The organism is Bacillus aerius (genome assembly GCF_029894105.1).
GTDB lineage: Bacteria > Bacillota > Bacilli > Bacillales > Bacillaceae > Bacillus > Bacillus altitudinis.
In genome coordinates this window covers 1921091-1939485 of the sequence record NZ_JARYHO010000001.1, presented here as the reverse complement: position 1 = coordinate 1939485, position 18395 = coordinate 1921091, and the positions used below count along the sequence as shown (strand labels likewise).

General features: G+C 39.9%; 18 protein-coding genes and 1 other RNA gene. 13 read left to right on the top strand and 6 right to left on the bottom strand.

All coding sequences use genetic code 11. From position 1 onward, the window contains the following. Positions 1 to 156 precede the first annotated feature (156 nt). A complete protein-coding gene (locus tag M2353_RS09845; protein WP_284725362.1) occupies positions 157 to 804 on the top strand; it encodes an SDR family oxidoreductase in 648 nt (215 codons plus the stop codon). A 127-nt stretch (positions 805 to 931) separates the two neighbouring features. On the opposite strand, the gene M2353_RS09840 is transcribed toward M2353_RS09845, so the two are convergent. Next, positions 932 to 2284: an IS1182 family transposase gene (locus M2353_RS09840; protein ID WP_284725121.1), complete on the bottom strand. Its 1353-nt coding sequence runs from the start codon at positions 2282 to 2284 to the stop codon at positions 932 to 934. A 185-nt stretch (positions 2285 to 2469) separates the two neighbouring features. On the opposite strand from M2353_RS09840, the gene M2353_RS09835 reads away from it, so the two are divergent. The 4 genes from M2353_RS09835 (at position 2470) to M2353_RS09820 (ending at position 6253) form a co-directional block, all read left to right on the top strand. After that, the gene (locus tag M2353_RS09835; RefSeq protein ID WP_217967063.1) at positions 2470 to 2970 is read left to right on the top strand and encodes a TraR/DksA family transcriptional regulator; all 501 of its coding nucleotides are present in this window, start codon (positions 2470 to 2472) and stop codon (positions 2968 to 2970) included. Between the two features lie 132 nt (positions 2971 to 3102). After that, positions 3103 to 3288, top strand: a non-coding RNA gene (gene ssrS, locus M2353_RS09830) — 6S RNA. Positions 3289 to 3423: 135 nt separating this feature from the next. Beyond that, positions 3424 to 5205 (top strand): DNA helicase RecQ, encoded by a 1782-nt coding sequence (gene recQ, locus M2353_RS09825; protein WP_024718583.1) that lies wholly within the window; start codon positions 3424 to 3426, stop codon positions 5203 to 5205. Positions 5206 to 5461: 256 nt separating this feature from the next. Beyond that, the gene (locus tag M2353_RS09820; protein ID WP_007500712.1) at positions 5462 to 6253 is read left to right on the top strand and encodes a LysM peptidoglycan-binding and 3D domain-containing protein; all 792 of its coding nucleotides are present in this window, start codon (positions 5462 to 5464) and stop codon (positions 6251 to 6253) included. 152 nt (positions 6254 to 6405) lie between these two features. Here M2353_RS09820 and M2353_RS09815 read toward each other — a convergent pair whose 3' ends face one another. Then, positions 6406 to 6912, bottom strand: coding sequence for a GNAT family protein (locus M2353_RS09815; RefSeq protein ID WP_008346514.1), 507 nt, complete (start codon positions 6910 to 6912; stop codon positions 6406 to 6408). 204 nt (positions 6913 to 7116) lie between these two features. On the opposite strand from M2353_RS09815, the gene M2353_RS09810 reads away from it, so the two are divergent. The 4 genes from M2353_RS09810 (at position 7117) to prpB (ending at position 11335) form a co-directional block, all read left to right on the top strand. After that, positions 7117 to 7656: a DUF420 domain-containing protein gene (locus tag M2353_RS09810; RefSeq protein ID WP_008346516.1), complete on the top strand. Its 540-nt coding sequence runs from the start codon at positions 7117 to 7119 to the stop codon at positions 7654 to 7656. Positions 7657 to 7823: 167 nt separating this feature from the next. Further along, positions 7824 to 8966, top strand: a complete 1143-nt coding sequence (gene mmgD / locus M2353_RS09805) for a citrate synthase (RefSeq protein ID WP_025207495.1) — start codon at positions 7824 to 7826, stop codon at positions 8964 to 8966. Positions 8967 to 8968: 2 nt separating this feature from the next. Next, entirely contained in the window at positions 8969 to 10405 is a 1437-nt protein-coding gene (locus tag M2353_RS09800) for a bifunctional 2-methylcitrate dehydratase/aconitate hydratase (RefSeq protein ID WP_284725361.1), read from the top strand. 12 nt (positions 10406 to 10417) lie between these two features. After that, a complete protein-coding gene (gene prpB / locus M2353_RS09795) occupies positions 10418 to 11335 on the top strand; it encodes a methylisocitrate lyase (RefSeq protein ID WP_272511622.1) in 918 nt (305 codons plus the stop codon). A 109-nt stretch (positions 11336 to 11444) separates the two neighbouring features. Here prpB and M2353_RS09790 read toward each other — a convergent pair whose 3' ends face one another. From M2353_RS09790 to M2353_RS09780, 3 genes are all read right to left on the bottom strand, one after another. Continuing rightward, complete coding sequence (locus M2353_RS09790; protein WP_284725360.1) at positions 11445 to 12800, bottom strand: IS1182 family transposase; 1356 nt, start codon at positions 12798 to 12800, stop codon at positions 11445 to 11447. 99 nt (positions 12801 to 12899) lie between these two features. After that, complete coding sequence (locus M2353_RS09785; protein WP_017359484.1) at positions 12900 to 13562, bottom strand: lysozyme family protein; 663 nt, start codon at positions 13560 to 13562, stop codon at positions 12900 to 12902. Between the two features lie 97 nt (positions 13563 to 13659). Beyond that, the gene (locus M2353_RS09780) at positions 13660 to 14985 is read right to left on the bottom strand and encodes an APC family permease (RefSeq protein WP_072368369.1); all 1326 of its coding nucleotides are present in this window, start codon (positions 14983 to 14985) and stop codon (positions 13660 to 13662) included. Between the two features lie 187 nt (positions 14986 to 15172). On the opposite strand from M2353_RS09780, the gene czrA reads away from it, so the two are divergent. Further along, the gene (gene czrA, locus M2353_RS09775) at positions 15173 to 15502 is read left to right on the top strand and encodes a Zn(II)-responsive metalloregulatory transcriptional repressor CzrA (protein ID WP_007500691.1); all 330 of its coding nucleotides are present in this window, start codon (positions 15173 to 15175) and stop codon (positions 15500 to 15502) included. A gap of 35 nt (positions 15503 to 15537) precedes the next feature. On the opposite strand, the gene M2353_RS09770 is transcribed toward czrA, so the two are convergent. Next, the gene (locus M2353_RS09770; RefSeq protein ID WP_035391760.1) at positions 15538 to 16062 is read right to left on the bottom strand and encodes a CcdC protein domain-containing protein; all 525 of its coding nucleotides are present in this window, start codon (positions 16060 to 16062) and stop codon (positions 15538 to 15540) included. A gap of 118 nt (positions 16063 to 16180) precedes the next feature. Between M2353_RS09770 and M2353_RS09765 the strand changes: the two genes are divergently transcribed. The 3 genes from M2353_RS09765 to M2353_RS09755 are packed head-to-tail and all read left to right on the top strand — an operon-like array spanning position 16181 to position 18393. Then, positions 16181 to 17104: a helix-turn-helix transcriptional regulator gene (locus M2353_RS09765; RefSeq protein WP_284725359.1), complete on the top strand. Its 924-nt coding sequence runs from the start codon at positions 16181 to 16183 to the stop codon at positions 17102 to 17104. Positions 17105 to 17158: 54 nt separating this feature from the next. Next, positions 17159 to 17635 carry a GyrI-like domain-containing protein gene (locus M2353_RS09760; protein WP_041507089.1) on the top strand — a complete coding sequence of 159 codons (477 nt, stop codon included), beginning with the start codon at positions 17159 to 17161 and terminating at the stop codon, positions 17633 to 17635. Positions 17636 to 17673: 38 nt separating this feature from the next. Further along, positions 17674 to 18393 carry an MBL fold metallo-hydrolase gene (locus M2353_RS09755; protein ID WP_284725358.1) on the top strand — a complete coding sequence of 240 codons (720 nt, stop codon included), beginning with the start codon at positions 17674 to 17676 and terminating at the stop codon, positions 18391 to 18393. Positions 18394 to 18395 lie beyond the last annotated feature (2 nt).

The window sequence follows — 18395 nt, the reverse complement described above, 5'->3', positions numbered from 1 at the left end:
TCACATGCACTTTTCTCATTCTTTGTTCTTATTTTTATCTATCGCATATCCCTTGAGCTTTTCCCATCACAGTGGGGAAGGCTTTTTTCTATTCGTGTGTTTGAATCACATCAAAAAAGGATAAAGATGAAACAGATACAGAAAGGAGAATGAACAATGAAAGTATTAGTTGCTGGAGCAAACGGACATACAGGGAGACTTGTCATTCGATATTTAAAAGAAAAAGGACATGAGCCGCTTGCTCTCATTCGAGATGAAAAACAAGCAGATGCGCTAAAAGAACTTGGTGCAGCGCCTGTCATCGGTGATCTTGAAAAGGATGTGACAGATGCTGTGAAGCAAGCAGAAGCTGTCATCTTTGCAGCTGGTTCAGGCTCAAAAACAGGTGCAGATAAAACCATCGCTGTTGATCAAGAGGGAGCAAAACGCCTCGTTGATACAGCCAAAAAAGAAAATATTCAGCATTTTGTGATGCTGAGTTCTTATAATGCCGATGATCCTCATCAAGGAAAAGGACAAGGCAGTATGGAGCTTTATTATGAAGCGAAAAGAAAAGCCGATGAACATTTAAAACAGTCTGGTCTTTCTTACACCATTGTGCGGCCAGGAGCACTGCTGCATGAGGAGAAGACAGGGAAAATAGAAGCGGCTGCTCATATTCCAGAAGATCGTGACATTGAGATTTCAAGAGAAGATGTAGCCACTGTCTTAGTGGAAAGCTTAACGGAATCCAATGTGAAAAATAAAGCCTTTGACTTAATCAAAGGTGATATACCAGTAGAAGAAGCACTTCGTAATCTTTAAATGAAGAAAGCCGCTGCCAAAGGCGGCGGCTTTCAGATTGTAGAGAAACTCATGTTTTTCTACAATCTTTTTTATTTTCATCGTAATGATGATGGATGAGATTGAATGAAAAAGGCCTCCCACACACCTAACCTAGCTTCGCTAGATGTGTGGCAATCTTCTTCATGTTCTGACAGGCAGCTGTGAGAAGAACTTGCTCACTCACATTTTGTTTTCCCCTCAACCGGCAGTAGCGAAGCCCATGCAGTTGTTTTGAATCTGCAAAGCTTCGCTCTATTTTTTCTTTTCTTTTTTTATATAGCTCTTTTCCAGCGGCAGACAGACGATTTTGCCTGATCTTTTCTTTATGTTCCTCCCACACATGTCTTGAGATGACTTTTTGATGATTTTTAGATCTTGTGCAGTTTTCAAGGAAAGGACACGATGTGCATTTTTTAGGATCTGATTTGTAGAACCTATAACCTTTTCGATCAGTCGTGGTATATAAAAGCTTTTCACCATTCGGGCATATGTATTGATCGTGTTCAGAGTCATACTTGAATTTCCACTTCTCGAATAGTCCTCTTGTTGGATGAAAACGTCTATGTGCGATGACACCAAAAATACGGCGATCAGATAAACCTTTACAGATTGGGGTCGTCAAATAACCAGAATCAAGGGCAACAGCTTCTACTTGAAAACCAAATCGTGCGATTTGGTGATCCAACCGATCAAGATACGGAACAGAATCATGGACATTACCGGGCGTGATGTGGGCATCCGTGATGATATTGTACTTCATATCCGTTGTACGGTGGTCTAGGTAGAAAAAGCCTTCCGGTTTGTTTTCACGATAAAGATAGCCACTTTCAGGATCAGTCGTACTTTGACGAATGTCTTTTTCCGTTTTCACCTCCTCTTTTACCTTTAAGGGCTTTTTTCCGTGTGCCACCCGATCTTCTTGGATCGCTTCTTCTAAATCATTTATATAGTTCTGGGTATCTTGTTCAATCGTTTTTCTCATATATTTATGTTTATTGGCATTGGCTTTAAGATAAGTTGAATCAGTAAAAAGAACGCGGCCTCCTACCATATCATGATTGATAGCTTGAAGCACAATCTCGTCGAAAATGTCTTGAAAAATCGTTGTATCTTTGAATCGAGTACGACGATTCCAGCTAATGGTCGAGTGATGAGGAACGGGGTCATTGATGTTCAAACCTAAAAACCATCTATACGCCATGTTATAGTAAATTTCTTTTTCAAGTTGTCTTTCAGAACGGATACCGTACAGGTATCCGATAAACATCATTTTGAACAAAATAAGTGGATCAAGAGAAGGACGACCTTTATTCTCGCTATAATACGGTCTTACTTTATCTACGATAAATGAAAAATCAATGTACTGATCAATTTTACGAAGCAGGTGATCCTCTTCGACCAGTTGATCTAGTAATACAAATTCGGCTTCGTGCTGAGAAGAATTTCTAGTGTGGAACATGAGAAAAACACCTTCCTTTAGTATGCTTTTCTCTATTATAAAATGGGGTAGTGGAAAATTTAAGGGAAAAAATAAAGCTGTCGAGATTTTCTCGACAGCCTGAAAGCCGCTGCCAAAGGCGGCGGCTTTTTTGATGTTTTCATTTCACATGGAGCTGGAAGGTAAAGAGAAAGGAGTGATTGACCGTGAGCTTAACGAAAGAGCAAAAAGCTGATTTATATGAAAGACTTATTCAATTAAAAGAAGATGTGAAAGGATCAAAAAAGAAAGAAGAATCCATGCTGGTCGAATCGAATGAGATTTCAAATGGTGTTGGAAACCATATCGCAGATCACGGAAGCATCTATTTAGATCGCATGACCGAACAGACGCTGGATCAAGTCGATGATCAGCTCGAAGGTGAAATAGAAGCGGCGCTTAAGCGGATGGAAGACGGAACATATGGAATTTGTGAAAAAACAGGAAAAGACATTCCATATGAACGTTTGAAAGCAGTACCCTATACTCGTTATTCAATTGATGCAAAGAAAAATGAAGAAACCAATCAAGATCCAAATGAATTTGACCGTTCGTTCTCTGAGCAAATGCGTGATTTAACAAATAGAGAAACAATGGATCAATTACATTCAGATACGTATGAAAGGCTAGAAGAAGAGCAAGATGTTGATGTAGATGAGGAAAAATAACATGATGAGAGAAATTTATGTTTTCTCAACATAATGTTTTCCCACGTCTACATGGACAAAAATCTTGTATACATGAGTATTTTTTAGAAAAAACATATCTTGAAATTTAATAAACTTTCGTGTAGTATAGTTTAAAGGCTGCGATGCGCGTAATGTTAATTAAGTTTTAACCTTTAAGCTGTAATAGGGAGTTTTATATTGAAGCCGGAATGTCACGCCTCCTTCGAGAGGAAGACAGGAACGTTTCTGCAAACACCCACTTTGAGGAGTGGTGGTTTAAAACTTTCTTACTTAGATTACGGCATCTGCAGCTTTTCCTAGGATGATTCAAGCCATTTTCCATTTTTGGAAAATGGCTTTTTATTTTGTCCAAAATACGATTTTGAACAGACCGAATGTGGATGTACAAATGTATGTTAAAATAGACAAAACAAACGACGGAGAGGGAATTGGATGTTACAACAAGCAGAAGCACTTCTTAAACAATATTATGGCTTTGATGCTTTTAGACAAGGACAAAAACAAGCCATTGAATCGATTGTGAATAAACGGAAGGATACGGTCTGCATTATGCCGACAGGCGGAGGTAAATCGGTTTGCTACCAGATTCCTGCCCTTATGATGGAAGGAACGACAATCGTTGTATCTCCGCTTATTTCTTTAATGAAAGATCAGGTTGATGCGTTAAATGAGATGGGAATACGATCGTCCTTTTTAAATAGTACACTTTCAGCAGGTGAAATGAATACAAGGCTGAAAAAATGTGAACAGGGGGAGTATGATTTGCTTTATATCACCCCTGAACGCTTACAAAATGAACGTTTTTTTCAGCTGCTTGATCGATTGACGATTCCTTTAATGGCTATTGATGAAGCGCACTGTATATCTGAGTGGGGACATGATTTTAGACCGAGCTATCGCTTTATACAAGAATGTGTAAACAAGCTTTCAAAAAGGCCTGTTATTGTAGCATTAACAGCCACTGCTACAAAGAAGGTCCAACAGGATATATGTGAGCAACTTGGCATGGACGAAGAAGAAACAATCTTTACTGGTTTTGCTAGAGAAAATTTGTCTTTTCAAGTGGTGAAAGGGCAAAACAGCGACCAATTCATCACACAATATATGAAGAAAAACAGTCTTGAGTCAGGCATTATTTATACAGCCACACGAAAAGAAGCAGATCAAATTTATCATCGTCTAAAAAAGCAAAAGATCAAAGCGGGTGTTTATCACGGAGGATTAGATGATGAAGTGAGAGAAGAACAGCAAAATCTTTTTTTAAATGATGATATTCAAGTAATGGTAGCTACATCTGCATTTGGTATGGGGATTAATAAGTCTAATGTACGTTTTGTCATTCATCATCAAATTCCAAGAGATATTGAAAGTTACTACCAAGAAGCAGGACGTGCCGGGAGAGACGGGCTTGAAAGTGAATGCATTTTACTGTTTTCACCGCAAGGCGTACGCGTGCAGCGCTTTCTCATTGAACAATCAACAGAAGATGAATTGAGGTATCAGCATGAATTGCTCAAGTTGAGACAAATGGTAGACTACTGTCATACGGAACAGTGCCTTCAGCAATTTGTGATGGATTACTTTGACCAATCATCAAGTGCCCCTTGTCAAAAATGCAGCAACTGTCTAGACGAGAGAGAGCGTGAAGACGTCACGAGAGAAGCACAAATGGTTTTGTCGTGTACCGTTAGAATGAACGAACGATTCGGAAAAATGATGATTGCTCAAGTATTAGCCGGCTCTAAAAACAAAAAAGTGCTTGATTTTGGTTTCGACCGGCTTCCTACTTATGCTTTAATGAAACAGCATTCAGCCCAACATATCAGTGATTTCATTGAGTTTTTAATTACAGAAGAGTATTTACACATGTCTGAAGGAGCTTTTCCAACACTAAAAGTGACACAAAAAGGAAAGAAAGTGCTAGTGGGGCAGGAGACCGTCTATAAAAAGCAGGCGATAAAGGCAGAGGCTATTCAAGAAAATGATGCTTTATTTGAGCAGTTAAGAATGGTCAGAATGAAGTTGGCAAGAGAGCAGGGCGTTCCGCCATTTGTTGTCTTTTCTGATCAAACATTGAAGGAAATGTCAGCAGTAGAGCCTAAAACAGAAGAAGAACTTTTAAATATTAAAGGTGTCGGTGCACAAAAAAGAGAGAAATATGGAGATGTTTTTTTAGAAGAAATTCGTTTATTTATAGAAAAAGAGAAAAAATAAAGAGTTTGAAGAAGGAAAATAAATTTTTTTCGTTTCACTTGGACGCGTTTTCATCATGATGATTTCCATCCCTACAAAACCTTGATATGATGCGGAATTGAGCCATTTAGTGGGCTGATTTACCAATGGAGAGAGATGTTTCATGTAAAGGAACTGTAATCTAAAACATATCGTTTTGTTATTGAAATGACATTTACATATGTTACGATAGCACTCGTTAGCCGCCATAAAAAGCTAACAAGGGAGGATTTACTTTATGAAGAAGACTATTATGTCCTTGGTTGCTGTTGCAGCAATCTCAACAACAGCATTAGGAGCACAGCAAGCTTCTGCAAAGGAAATCACTGTACAGAAAGGTGATACACTTTGGGGAATCTCTCAAAAAAATGATGTGTCTCTAAAGGACCTAAAGGGTTGGAACAATTTATCTACAGACATGATCTATGTAGGAGATAAATTGACAATCTCTTCAAAAGAGAAAACTCAGGAGCAGTACAAAGTCCAGAAGGGGGACAGCCTCTGGAAAATCGCTCAAAAATTCAATGTGTCAATTAGCGATATTAAGTCTTGGAATAACTTAAACTCAGATATAATTATGATTGGTTCAACATTAAGTGTTGCTGGTCAAAGCTCAGCTCCGGTAAGCTCAGAACCTGTTCAAAAACAGGCACCTGTCCAAAAAGAGCAAACAACGAAAAAAGCTGCTCCTAAAAAGGAAACAGCTAAAGCAGAATCATCTTCTGCTAGTCAAAGTGTTCAAAAAGAAATGACTGTAACGGCTACGGCTTATACAGCAAATGATGGTGGCATCTCAGGTATCACTGCAACAGGGGTAAACTTAAACAAAAACCCAAATGCAAAAGTAATCGCAGTAGATCCTAATGTCATTCCATTAGGAAGTAAGGTTTATGTTGAAGGCTACGGTGAAGCCATCGCAGCAGATACTGGCGGCGCAATTAAAGGTAACAAAATTGATGTACACGTACCAAGCAAATCCCAAGCTAAAAATTGGGGCGTAAAATCAGTCAAAGTGAAAGTACTTAACTAGTAGTCTATTGTTTTTGGAAGAAAGCATCAGGTGGCGGCCTGATGCTTTTATTATACCTTTTTTTGGCCGGAAATACACATATTTTTCTGAAAAATTCGCATTTTCGACAAAAACCAGCGTATAAGTCTATCTCAACGCTGGTTTTTGTGTCGTTAGCTGTCCACCCAATAAATTTCTCCGCTTTGCTCTTTCCAATTAATTTGGACATCAAAATGGTGTTTTTCATAAAAATGAATCAGGCGGTCCACATGGTTCCAATCTCTTTTGACGAGATCCCCAGTAATGACTGGAATGTTTTGCTCTCTTGCGATTTCTTTTAAATGCTTCATACAGATGGATCCATAGCCATTATCAGGCGGGCCTTTAATATCGGCAATGTGAATCTTTCCTTCTTCAGGATATTCCGCGATCAAGGAAAAATCAGATTGTCCGCGAAAAGCTTTTTCACAATCGCTTAACATGATTTTGCACGTATCTGCATTCTCAATTGCAGAGACGATCATCCATTCATCTTCCTTCGCTTGATCAATGCCAATAATCTTTGCTTTTTTTGAAATATCTTTTATATTTTCTTGCATTCGATACATTTGGAACTGCAACTGCTGTAATTCTTGTTCTAATGTCTTCACATCTTTTGTTGTTTCCTGTAAGATTGACAAGTCTATTGCTCCTTTCATAGAAGAGTTGATAAAAACCACACAAATTCCCATTCTAAAGGAAGTGAGTGGATCTTTCAAGCCGCTAGAAGGCAGGCAATCGGCAAGTTTGTCTAAAATTCGACGAAGACAGCGAATTCATTGACTTTAGAGACAAAGTTAAATAACATACTCTTAGTCGGAACTAATAAAGAGAGGTTTTCAAACATGAACGAACAGAATCAAAAACCGAAAAATTTCACCGGCATTGTTGTCTTTTTAACAATTGCCATAAACGGCTTAATTGCTTTATTATTTTTCATGCCAAAAACAGATAAATTTAGTCATCTGGATATTACATTTCTGCCGTTACTGAATGCCGTGATGAACAGTTTTACGTTTATCTTTTTACTTTCAGCGCTCATTATGATTAAACAAAAGAACATTAAAGCCCATAGACGATTTATCTTTGCGGCTTTTTCAACAACACTTGTCTTTTTAATTTCGTATGTGACGTATCATTCAATGGCAGCTGATACACACTTCGGGGGAGAAGGAATCATTCGTCCGATTTACTTCTTTATTCTCATCACACATATCGTCTTATCTGCCGTCATTGTACCGCTTGCACTGATCACTCTCTTTAGAGGCGCACAAATGCAAGTCGAACGTCATCGTAAAATTGCCAGATGGACCATGCCTCTTTGGCTCTATGTCAGTCTAACAGGTGTCATCGTATATATCATGATTTCTCCATACTACAGCTAACGTATGTCCATTTGGACATACGTTCTTTTATTTACAAGATGAAGTGCTTTGGATAAAATGGGAATTGGGTATCCGACTTGCACGGTATCTTCCCACCTATAGAATCACATCATGTCTGGCCGTTTGCTCGTTTGGAGAACACAATTGAACGAAACGGGGGTTATATGATGACTGAACAATTGCAGTACAAACCGGGGCTTGAAGACATTGTGGCAAGCGAAACGTCAATTTCGTTCCTAGATGTCCAGCAAGAAGAAATTGTGATTCGCGGTTATGACCTCATCGAGCTGGCACAAAACAAGACGTACTTAGAAACAGCCTATCTGCTCATTTACGGAAGATTACCAGATGCAATGGAATATCACCAATTTCAGCAAGATATTTCCTCACAAACAAGCTTACATCCAACCATTCAAACCATTTTGACAAAACTGCCAAAAACCACTCACCCAATGGATGCCATGAGAACGTGTTTATCTGCTCTTGCAGGGTACGATGAACAACTGAATGATCGATCAGAAGCATGCCAACAAGCGCGTGCCGTTCGATTACTTGGCCAGCTGCCAGCGATTGTTGCGGGAAGCTATCATATTCTCACACAAGACACCACACCTACTCCAGACCAGACCAAATCCTACACTGAAAACTTTCTAGCGATGTTAACAGGCCGCACTCCGGCACAAGACGAAATCAAAGCATTTGACCAAACACTCACGCTTTATAGTGAGCATGAGCTGCCGAATTCAACATTTGCAGCAAGAGTCATTGCATCTACTCATTCTGACATGTATGGTGCTTTTACTGGAGCGATTTCTTCATTAAAAGGTGACTTACACGGAGGCGCAAACGAAGCAGTCATGCATATGTTGCTCGAAGGCAAAACAACTGAAGGTTTCCTTGCGCTCATTGAACGTAAATTAGCCGCAAAAGAAAAAATGATGGGCTTTGGACACCGGGTATACATGAGAAAAATGGACCCAAGAGCGGCTCTTTTAAAACGATCGTTGAAAACGCTTACCGAATCAAAAGGAGACACGACGCTGTATGACATGTGCGTCGCAGGCGAGGCATACATGAAAGAAAAGAAAAACCTCTATCCAAACCTTGATTATTACGCAGCACCTATTTATTACGTGCTCGGCATTCCTATTTCACTTTATACACCGATTTTCTTTGCTGCGAGAGCAAGCGGATTAGCAGCGCATGTCATCGAGCAGCATTCACACAATCGGATTTTTAGACCGAGAGTAAGGTATTTAGGACCAAGAGGATTAAAAGTCTCAAATGATGATGGAAAAACGGGGGAATGAATATGAATAAAACAGCAGTAGCCAATCAAACAGATCAACTATTAGAAGATATCGCAGCCTATGCCGTGGATGGAGAAATTACGAGCAAAGAGGCCATTGAAACAGCTCGGTATGTACTCATGGATACACTCGGCTGCGGAATGCTGGCGCTCAACTTTCCAGAATGTACGAAGCATCTTGGACCCATCGTACCTGGAACTGTTGTCCCTAACGGAGCAAGAGTGCCCGGCACTTCATTTGTATTAGATCCTGTTCAAGCGGCGTTTAATATAGGATGTATGATCCGTTGGTTAGATTATAATGACACGTGGCTTGCACAGGAGTGGGGCCATCCCTCAGATAACCTGGGCGGGATATTGGCTATAAGCGATTATATCAGCAGAACGAGGCTTGCAAACGGAGAAGAACCGCTTTCGATGAATGACGTACTGCATGCGATTGTAAAGGCACATGAAATACAAGGTGTGCTTGCTTTAGAAAATTGTTTGAATCGAAATGGCTTGGATCATGTTCTTTTTGTCAAGGTGGCATCAAGTGCAGTCGTATGTGCAATGCTTGGCGGAACGAAAGAAGATGTGCAGCATGTGTTATCACAAGCTTTTGTGGATAATTCACCGCTTAGAACATACCGGCATGCCCCGAACACAGGATCAAGGAAATCGTGGGCAGCAGGGGATGCTACAAGCCGTGCGGTGAGACTGGCGATGATGACATTGAAAGGAGAAATGGGCTATCAAACGCCCCTCAGTGCAGAAAAGTGGGGATTTGAAGATGTGTTAATGAAAGGAAAACCACTCACACTTGCCCAGCCGCTCGGGTCATATGTGATCGAAAATGTACTCTTTAAAATTGCTTATCCAGCAGAATTTCATGCGCAAACTGCCGCTGAGGCCGCTGTTATTCTACATGACGCGGTAAAAGACCGTTTAGATGAGATTGACAGGATAGAGATTACGACACATGAATCAGCCATTCGAATTATTGATAAAAAAGGACCGCTTTACAACCCGGCAGATCGTGACCATTGCTTGCAGTATATTACGGCCATTGGGTTGATCTATGGTGAGCTGACCGCTGATCATTATGAAGAAGAAACGGCGCAGAATCCGCTCATTGACCGTTTGCGTGATCAAATGATCGTGAAAGAAGATAAACGGTATACAGAAGACTATTTAGATCCAAAAAAGAGATCAATTGCAAACTGTGTTCAAATCTTCTTTAAAGACGGAACGATGACAGATCGAATCGAAATTGAATATCCGCTTGGTCATCGCAGAAGAAGGCAGGAAGGGATCACGCTGCTTGAAAAGAAATGGGAATATCATTTGAAAACGAGATTTCCACAAAAACAAGTCGATCAAATTGTTTCACTTTGTCAAAATCCAAATCAATTAAAAACAACGACAGTACCAGCATTTATGGATTTATTTGTCATATAAGGGGGAGCTAGTGTGTGGATCGTGAATGATGAAGTAAATCAAGCTGACTTAGCCGCAGCTTTTAAAGAGCAAATGCACAAATCCGCTTTATTTCAAATTCCAGGCGTTCACGATGGAATGTCTGCGCTCTATGCGAGGAAAATGGGATTTCAAGGGCTTTATTTATCGGGTGCCGCTTTTTGCGCAAGCAAAGGGCTTCCTGACCTTGGTATGATTCATTCCACTGAAATGGCGGAAAAGGCAAAGGAAATCATTCGAGCTTCTCAGCTGCCTCTTTTAGTTGATATGGATACTGGCTATGGCGGTGTATTAAATGCAGCCAGAGCAGCAAAAGAGATGGTTGAGAGCAAGGTAGCTGCTGTTCAAATTGAAGATCAGCAAATGCCGAAGAAATGCGGACATTTAAACGGAAAATTACTTGTTTCTGTAGAAGAAATGATGGCGAAAATCAAAGCGATCAAACAAGCGGCTCCTACACTTCTTGTCATCGCAAGAACGGATGCGAAGTCAGTAAACGGGATGGAGGATGTCATTCACCGGGCTAATCTCTATCTAGAAGCAGGAGCAGATGCCATTTTTCCTGAGGCGCTGATTACAGCAGAAGATTTCACGTATGCTTCAAACAATATAAAAGGGCCGCTTCTTGCAAACATGACGGAGTTTGGAAAAACACCTTATTATCATGCAGACGAATTTTCTATGTTTGGCTTTCAAATGGTGATTTATCCTGTGTCATCCCTGAGAGTTGCTGCAAAAGCGTATGAGCGTTTATTTACAGAGATTAAGGAAAAGGGGACGCAACAGGGGATGCTGGAAGACATGCAAACGAGAAAAGAGCTATATGAAACGATTCATTATGATGAATATGAAGAAATGGACCAGCGTTTAGCCAAAACGATCCTGCCGGAAATCGGGAAAGAACATTCATAAAATGAAAAGCACTTCCTTCATGGAAGTGCTTCAGACCGTAGACAAACCCCACCTTTACTTCAAGTAAAGGTGGGGTTTTCACTTAATTTAATAAAATTGATCAGTTACCTTACGTTGGACTAGGTCCTTTCCATGTCCAGTTTGCTAATTTCTTAAGATTCATGGCAACGAAAGTAAGCATCGCCTGCATCGAAACTTTTTTCAATCCTCGAAGTTTCGTCCATCGCATTCCATGCTTTTCTTTTGCATCCGCAAAAACGCGTTCAATCGTTTCTTTCCGTTTTGCATAGATGTTCTTATTCATTTCAGTGAGTCTCAGATGGTCTGCTTCGTCTAGGTAGTCCTGCCAAATATGTCGGTGAATCTGTTTGGTGTGATTTTGACTTTGTGTACAGTTATCTAGAAACGAGCAGGATTTACATACCTCTGAATCGGACGCATATTGCTTATATCCCTCTCTAGTCGTTGTACGATAAGAAAGAATTTGCCCGTTTGGGCAAATGTAACAATCAAAATGTGCGTCATATACGTATTCATTCTTTTTCAAGTAACCAGCTTTTGTTCTCGGGCGGGTGTAAGGCATGACAGGTCTTATCTCTTGATCCATTAAAAACTTGGCGATATATGGTGTTTTATATCCAGCATCAACTGCGACTACATTGGGTTTTCCGACTTTCTTTGTCACCTTTGATACGAGTGAATCTAACATACGACTATCATGAACATTTCCACCAGTGACCAGTGATCCTAAAATAAATCCTTTTGAATCACAAGCCGTATGAAATGAATAAGCAAATAATTTTTCACGTTCATCCTTTACATAGTAGCCACTCTCTGGGTCAGTTGTACTGACCTTGATTTCTTTTTTCTCTTTCTTATTCTGTAGGGGTAACGGCTTTTTTCCATGTTCCTCACGATCAACATTGATCTCCTCATGAAGCTGATTTTGATAACTTCTCGTTTCTACTCGAACAATTTTCTTTTCAAGTTTTTTCTTATTGGCGTTTGCTTTTACATGAGTTGAATCAATGAAAGCGATAGATGGATCAACTAGACCTTTTTTCATCGCTTCTCTTAAGATTCGATAAAAAATTTGTTCGAATAAATCTGTATCATGAAAGCGTCTCACGTAGTTCTTACCGAAGGTAGAAAAGTGCGGAATTTTCTCTGAAAACCCATACCCAATAAACCAACGATAAGCAACATTGGTTTCAATTTCTTTAATGGTTTGACGCATAGAACGAATGCCAAATAGATATTGGATCAAAACCATTTTAATAAGAACAACGGGATCCACACTTGGTCTACCGTTATCAGAACTATAATGATCTTTGACAAGATCATAAACAAAATCAAAATCGATCGCTTGATCAATTTTTCGTACAAGATGATCTTCAGGCACTAATTCATCTAAGGCCACTACTTCTAATTGATTTCTTCTTTCTTCTTCACGTTTCGATAACATGTTCATCCCCCACAGAAATGTGTTATTACCCTTATTATACAAAAAAGCTTGTAGACTTTGTCTACAAGCTGAAGCACTTCCTTCATGGAAGTGCTTTTTTTACGATGATGGTGTGGATGATGAAGCCAATTTCATCTTTTCTTCAACTGTTTTCGTTTTTTCTTTTACTTTTTCAGCATAAGTGAAATCACCGTAGCAATACGGATAGCGGAAGTTATCTTTGTCGCCCCCGCATGTATAGACTTCAGGGTTTCGCTTCACTTGCTTTTTGGAGTATTGCTTTGCCAATTTTTCGGAATGTTTTCCCCCGTTTTTTGCAACAAAATCAATATAGCCGATTCCCATGTTATAGCTTTGAATAATGGTTTCCAAATCAACGCCTTTTTTCTTCCCATGCTTGTACATGGTCGAAAAATGATGGACTCCTTGTTTAATGCTTTTCTGAGGGTCATTGATTTCATTTCGTTTCAAACCAAGAGATTCAGAGGACTGCATTGGATCTCCGCCTCTGCCTTTTGATTCTTGATACATCATACCGAGAATTAACGCGGTATATTGATCTAAATCTTGATCTCTTAACTCTGTTTCTACAAGCGGTTTGTAATCATCCAGTCTCGACAAAACAATTGATTCCGTATCAATCGGCAGCTTTTTTAACTCCTTTTGATTAAAGGAAATGACAATGGCCGCTAATACGCAAACAAACAGAAAAATCGTGAAACAGCCTGAAATGGCAAAACATCCTGTTTTTTTCTTTTTCAAGGTCAGTTCACCCCTGTTTTGCCCCGCTTTTAAAAGGGAAGTACAGCCTTTATATTATGCCATATCCTGCACAGGATACCAAGTGAAAACCTTATATTCAATCATAGCCAAACGTAAATTCTGTTCTTGTTTTCAGTCTATAGCAGAAATAAACAAAACCGATCATGAGCCACACCATGCCGATGATTAATGCATTTGTACTGATGCTTGTTAAGAGCCAAATACAAAAAGCCGTTCCGCAAAGAGGGATGATGGCATACCTCAGTGTGTTTAATACACCTCTTTGTTTTTGTTTGATGAAATAGTAAGCGAAAACAGACAAGTTAACAAACGTAAATCCAATTAATGCCCCGAAGCTGATAAACGAGTAAATGACCTCAAGCTCACCAATAACTGCGGTTAACGAGAAAACACCAATTAATAAAATATTAAATACAGGCGTTTTCAATGTTGGGTGAATATAACCGAAGAAACGCTTTGGTAATGATTGATCTCTTCCCATCGCATACAAGAGTCTTGCGGCACTCGCATGTGATGATAGGGAGGAAGAGATGACAGCGACCATGGTGCCGGCTAAAAAGAATGAGTGGAGAAACGCGCCGCCCACAAATTCTGCAATTTCAAGTGATGCCGCATCTGGATGCTTGAACTGTTGAAAATTTGGAAACACCTGCTGTAAAAAATAAGAGGTAAGGGTAAACAGCACACCTCCAATAGCGACCGTTAAAAATATGGCGAGAGGAATCGTTCTTTTTGGCTTAATTGTTTCCTCAGACATGGTTGAAATCGCATCAAATCCTAGAAAAGAAAAACATAAAATCGTCGCGCCGGAAAAAATAAGAGCGGGATCTAAGCTCGCTGAATAAAACGGACGGGTTGACAGTATCTCTCCCGTGCCTGCATGCTGCGTGAGCCCATAAATAATAAACCCAACAAATGTCACAGCGACAATCACCTGAAAGGTCACAAATAGCGCTGTAATGTTGGCTGTAAGACGTATACCGATCACATTGACAGTCGTTATGGCGATAGCAAGTATGATGATCCAAATGTAATGAGGTACATCAGGAAAGGCTGCCGTTAAATATGCACTTCCGATTGCAAAATTCACCATAGGCAAAAATAAATAGTCTAGCAATAGTGTCCAGCCTACAAGGAAGCCGACGTGAGGATGAATACTTTTTTGCGCGTATGTATATGCAGATCCTGCTTTTGGAAAAGCCTTCACCATATTCCCATAGCTAAGCGCTGTCAATAGTAATGCCAGTAAAGTAAAGATATAAGCTGCAGCAACGTGTCCTTTCGTCAGCTGAGCAACAATGCCGTATGAATCAAATACGACAAGTGGGTCCATATAAGCAAGCCCGATCACAACAAGTGGAAAAACAGTCAGGCTGCGTTTTAGTCTTGGCTCTTCAGTCAATTTGCCTATCAGCTCCTCTAAAAAAATGAATAAATAATGCTCATTTTAAAAAGAATGCTACCACGTGTCAATGCTATTTGAATAAATCTTTTTTCAAAAGGTGTGGAAGCTTTGCATGCTACACGTTTTGGTATATGATGATACATAGAATAAGTCGTGAGTTGACTGACAAGAAAGGTGAAGCGAAATGAAGGAAGAACTGAATACAAATCAAGAACAGGAACGGATGGAGCTGGACGAAGAAAGTCTATTTCTTGTCTCCCAAACATTTAAAGCCTTATCTGATCCGACGCGTATTCGTATTCTGCATTTACTGTCTCAAGGTGAACATTCAGTAAATGATATAGCAGAAACACTAAACCTTATGCAATCAACCGTATCTCATCAGCTGCGCTTTTTAAAAAATCTTCGTCTCGTGAAATCTAGACGAGCAGGGACCTCGATTTTTTACAGTCCTGAAGATCAGCATGTGATGGAAGTGCTTGAACAAATGATACACCATGCACAGCATGATTGAGAAAAAACCTTCCTACTTTTATATAGGAAGGTTTTTTATGCATGATGTACTTGGGTTGATCGTTTATTTGCTTTCATCATTTGATAAGAAAACACAATATAGTAAGCCGCTAGAAGGAAAAAGCTGAGTATTGTCAGCGCATCATCGCTGACAATATGCTGATACAATTCAACGATATCCATTTTGGTGATCGCATGTGTTGTCAGATTGACCGATTTAAATGCAAGCCTAGATAAAAACAAACATAAAATAAAGCTTTCAATCCATTTACTTGTTTTCATATACAGCCGGCCATTTTCTAATTTCATCTGAATCGTCTGATAGGCGTGAACGGCGAGACTGCTCCCGAAAATCATGCCAATGACGGCATAGATAAAAATACTGTGATTTTGCCATCCTTCTGATAAGAGAATAAGGGCAGTGAGACTAAATACATACATTCTCATGAAAAGATTTACCGGGCGCACAAGCTGATAGCGTCTCATTCGATTCATTCGAATGATGATCCAGACGAGCATGACGATCCCGATCATGAACAACTGCCATACGTGATGTGTCATGATGCAACCTCCTCCTGCACAGGCAGGGATGTAAACGAATGCTGGCTGTTACTTATCATTACCATTCTTTCTTTTTTTATCAAATCAAAACCTATATTTATGAAAAAGAGGAAAAGTCATGAAAATTGATCGCATTTTGTCCATTGTGATGATACTGATTAGCAAACGGCAAGTACAGGCGAAAGACCTCGCTGAACTACATGAAGTGAGCGTAAGAACCATATACCGTGACATTGATACGATTAATCAAGCGGGGATTCCAGTTGTCACAAAACAAGGCGCAGGGGGTGGAATTTCACTCGTTGACGACTATCGTCTAGAGAAAAAATTATTCACTGATGATGATATTGAACTGATTTTAACAGCTCTTGAAAGCATTACGAGTGCATACACCTTTAAAGAAAGTGAACATGTACTAAAGAAAATGAAATCCCTGATTCCGTCTCAAAATGAAAAACAGCAACATGTATTTATTGATTTAAGCTCTTGGGGGAAAGACAGCTACTTAGAAAAGAAGCTCCAGCTCATTCATACCGCTGCCTCAGCGCATCAATATATCCAGTTCACCTACCGCAATGCAAAAGGCGAAACACTTCCTAGAAAAGTAGAGCCTTATACACTTGTCTTAAAAGGAAGACACTGGTATTTGTATGCGTATTGCTGCGTGAAAAAAGCGTTTCGCCTGTTTAAACTCAAAAGAATGTCAGACCTTATCACGCATTCAGTATCTTTTCTTCCTAAACGAATAAAAAATGAAGAAAAGCCTTGGAATGATTCTTGGCACGAAGAACCTTCCGTCAGTACACTAACGCTCAGGTTGACTGAAGATTCTGTTGGTAAAGTGAAGGAATGGATAGATGAAAATGAATTTACCGTATGTGCAGATGGTACGTATCTTGCCACAATCACGTTGCCTCAGGATGATTGGTTATATAGCTTTCTTTTTTATTTAGGGCCAGATGTAGAGGTTGTCTCTCCGCTATCCGTTCGGGAAGCATTTGATCTCAAGTTGAAACAATTTCAAAAACCAAAAGGAACTTGACACGATGTTGTCAGGTTTCTTTTTATATGATGGAAAAAAAGGAGATGAGAAGGTATGTACGATATCGTGATTTTACAGAAACAATGGATCAAGGGATTATCTGTTCGAACAACAAACGAAATGGAGCAAACAAACGAGCGGAAGATTGCACCGCTTTGGCAGCAATTTTTCACGCAGCAGCTTCGCGGAGGACATGCGCCAGTCATAGGGCTGTATTCAGATTATGAAAAGGATGAAAATGGCGCTTATTTGTTCACAGCGGGGCAATTGGTTGACCAGCAGCTAGCACAAGATGCAAAAGAGATTCCAGGCTCCACCTACGCAAGATTTCAAACGAGAAAGGGCCCGATTGAAGAGGTTGTGTTTGAAACATGGCAGCAGATTTGGAGTTGGGATCAGCGTTATTTGCGAACATATACTGGCGATTTTGAATGGTACGACGAACGATCGATTGATCCAAAAGAAGCGCAAATTGATATTTATATTGCAGTCGATGAAAAAATAGTTGCTAAAACTAATGCTATTAGTTAATATAAAACTAACGACATTAGTTTTAGGGGGAAAACAAGATGAGATTGACAACATTTGACCGTTTGCACCAGCTTACATTAATGCCGCGTATTTTTCCGGTAAATTGTTATGTATTTGAGGAAGAGAATGAACTCATCTTAATTGATGCAGCTTTGAAAATGGCAGCAAGCTCGATAATTGAATTTGCACATCAATTAAACAAACCCGTTAACAAAATTATTCTGACTCATAGTCATATGGATCATATTGGCGCACTAGATGAAGTGAAAAAGGCTTTTCCAGAGGCAGTTGTTTATTTATCGAAACGAGATGCTCGCCTGTTTGCTGGCGATTTCTCTTTACTTCCTGGTGAGCCAGAGAAAAAAGTCAAAGGCAGTTTTTCAAAAGACATTCACACAAAACCAGACGTGCTTGTTGAAGAAGGGGGCGAGATTGGGTCACTGAAAGTCATTGCCGCACCAGGACATACACCAGGAAGCATCTCTTTATACGATGAAAAGTCAGGGGTTGTCATTGCGGGTGATGCAGTTGTGACAAAAGGCGGTTTATTTGTAACGGGTGAGTTTCGCTTCACCTTTCCATTCCCGGCTTTTGCCACTTGGGATGCAGAAACAGCACTAAAAAGCGCTGAAAAATTACTGGCACTTCCCTTGTCTTGTCTCGCAGCAGGACATGGTGATCTCATCATAGAGCCTGAGGCAAAGCTCAGAGCCGCTATCGAAAAAAGGAAGCAGCAGCTACAAAAGGGGGGACAGTAAGC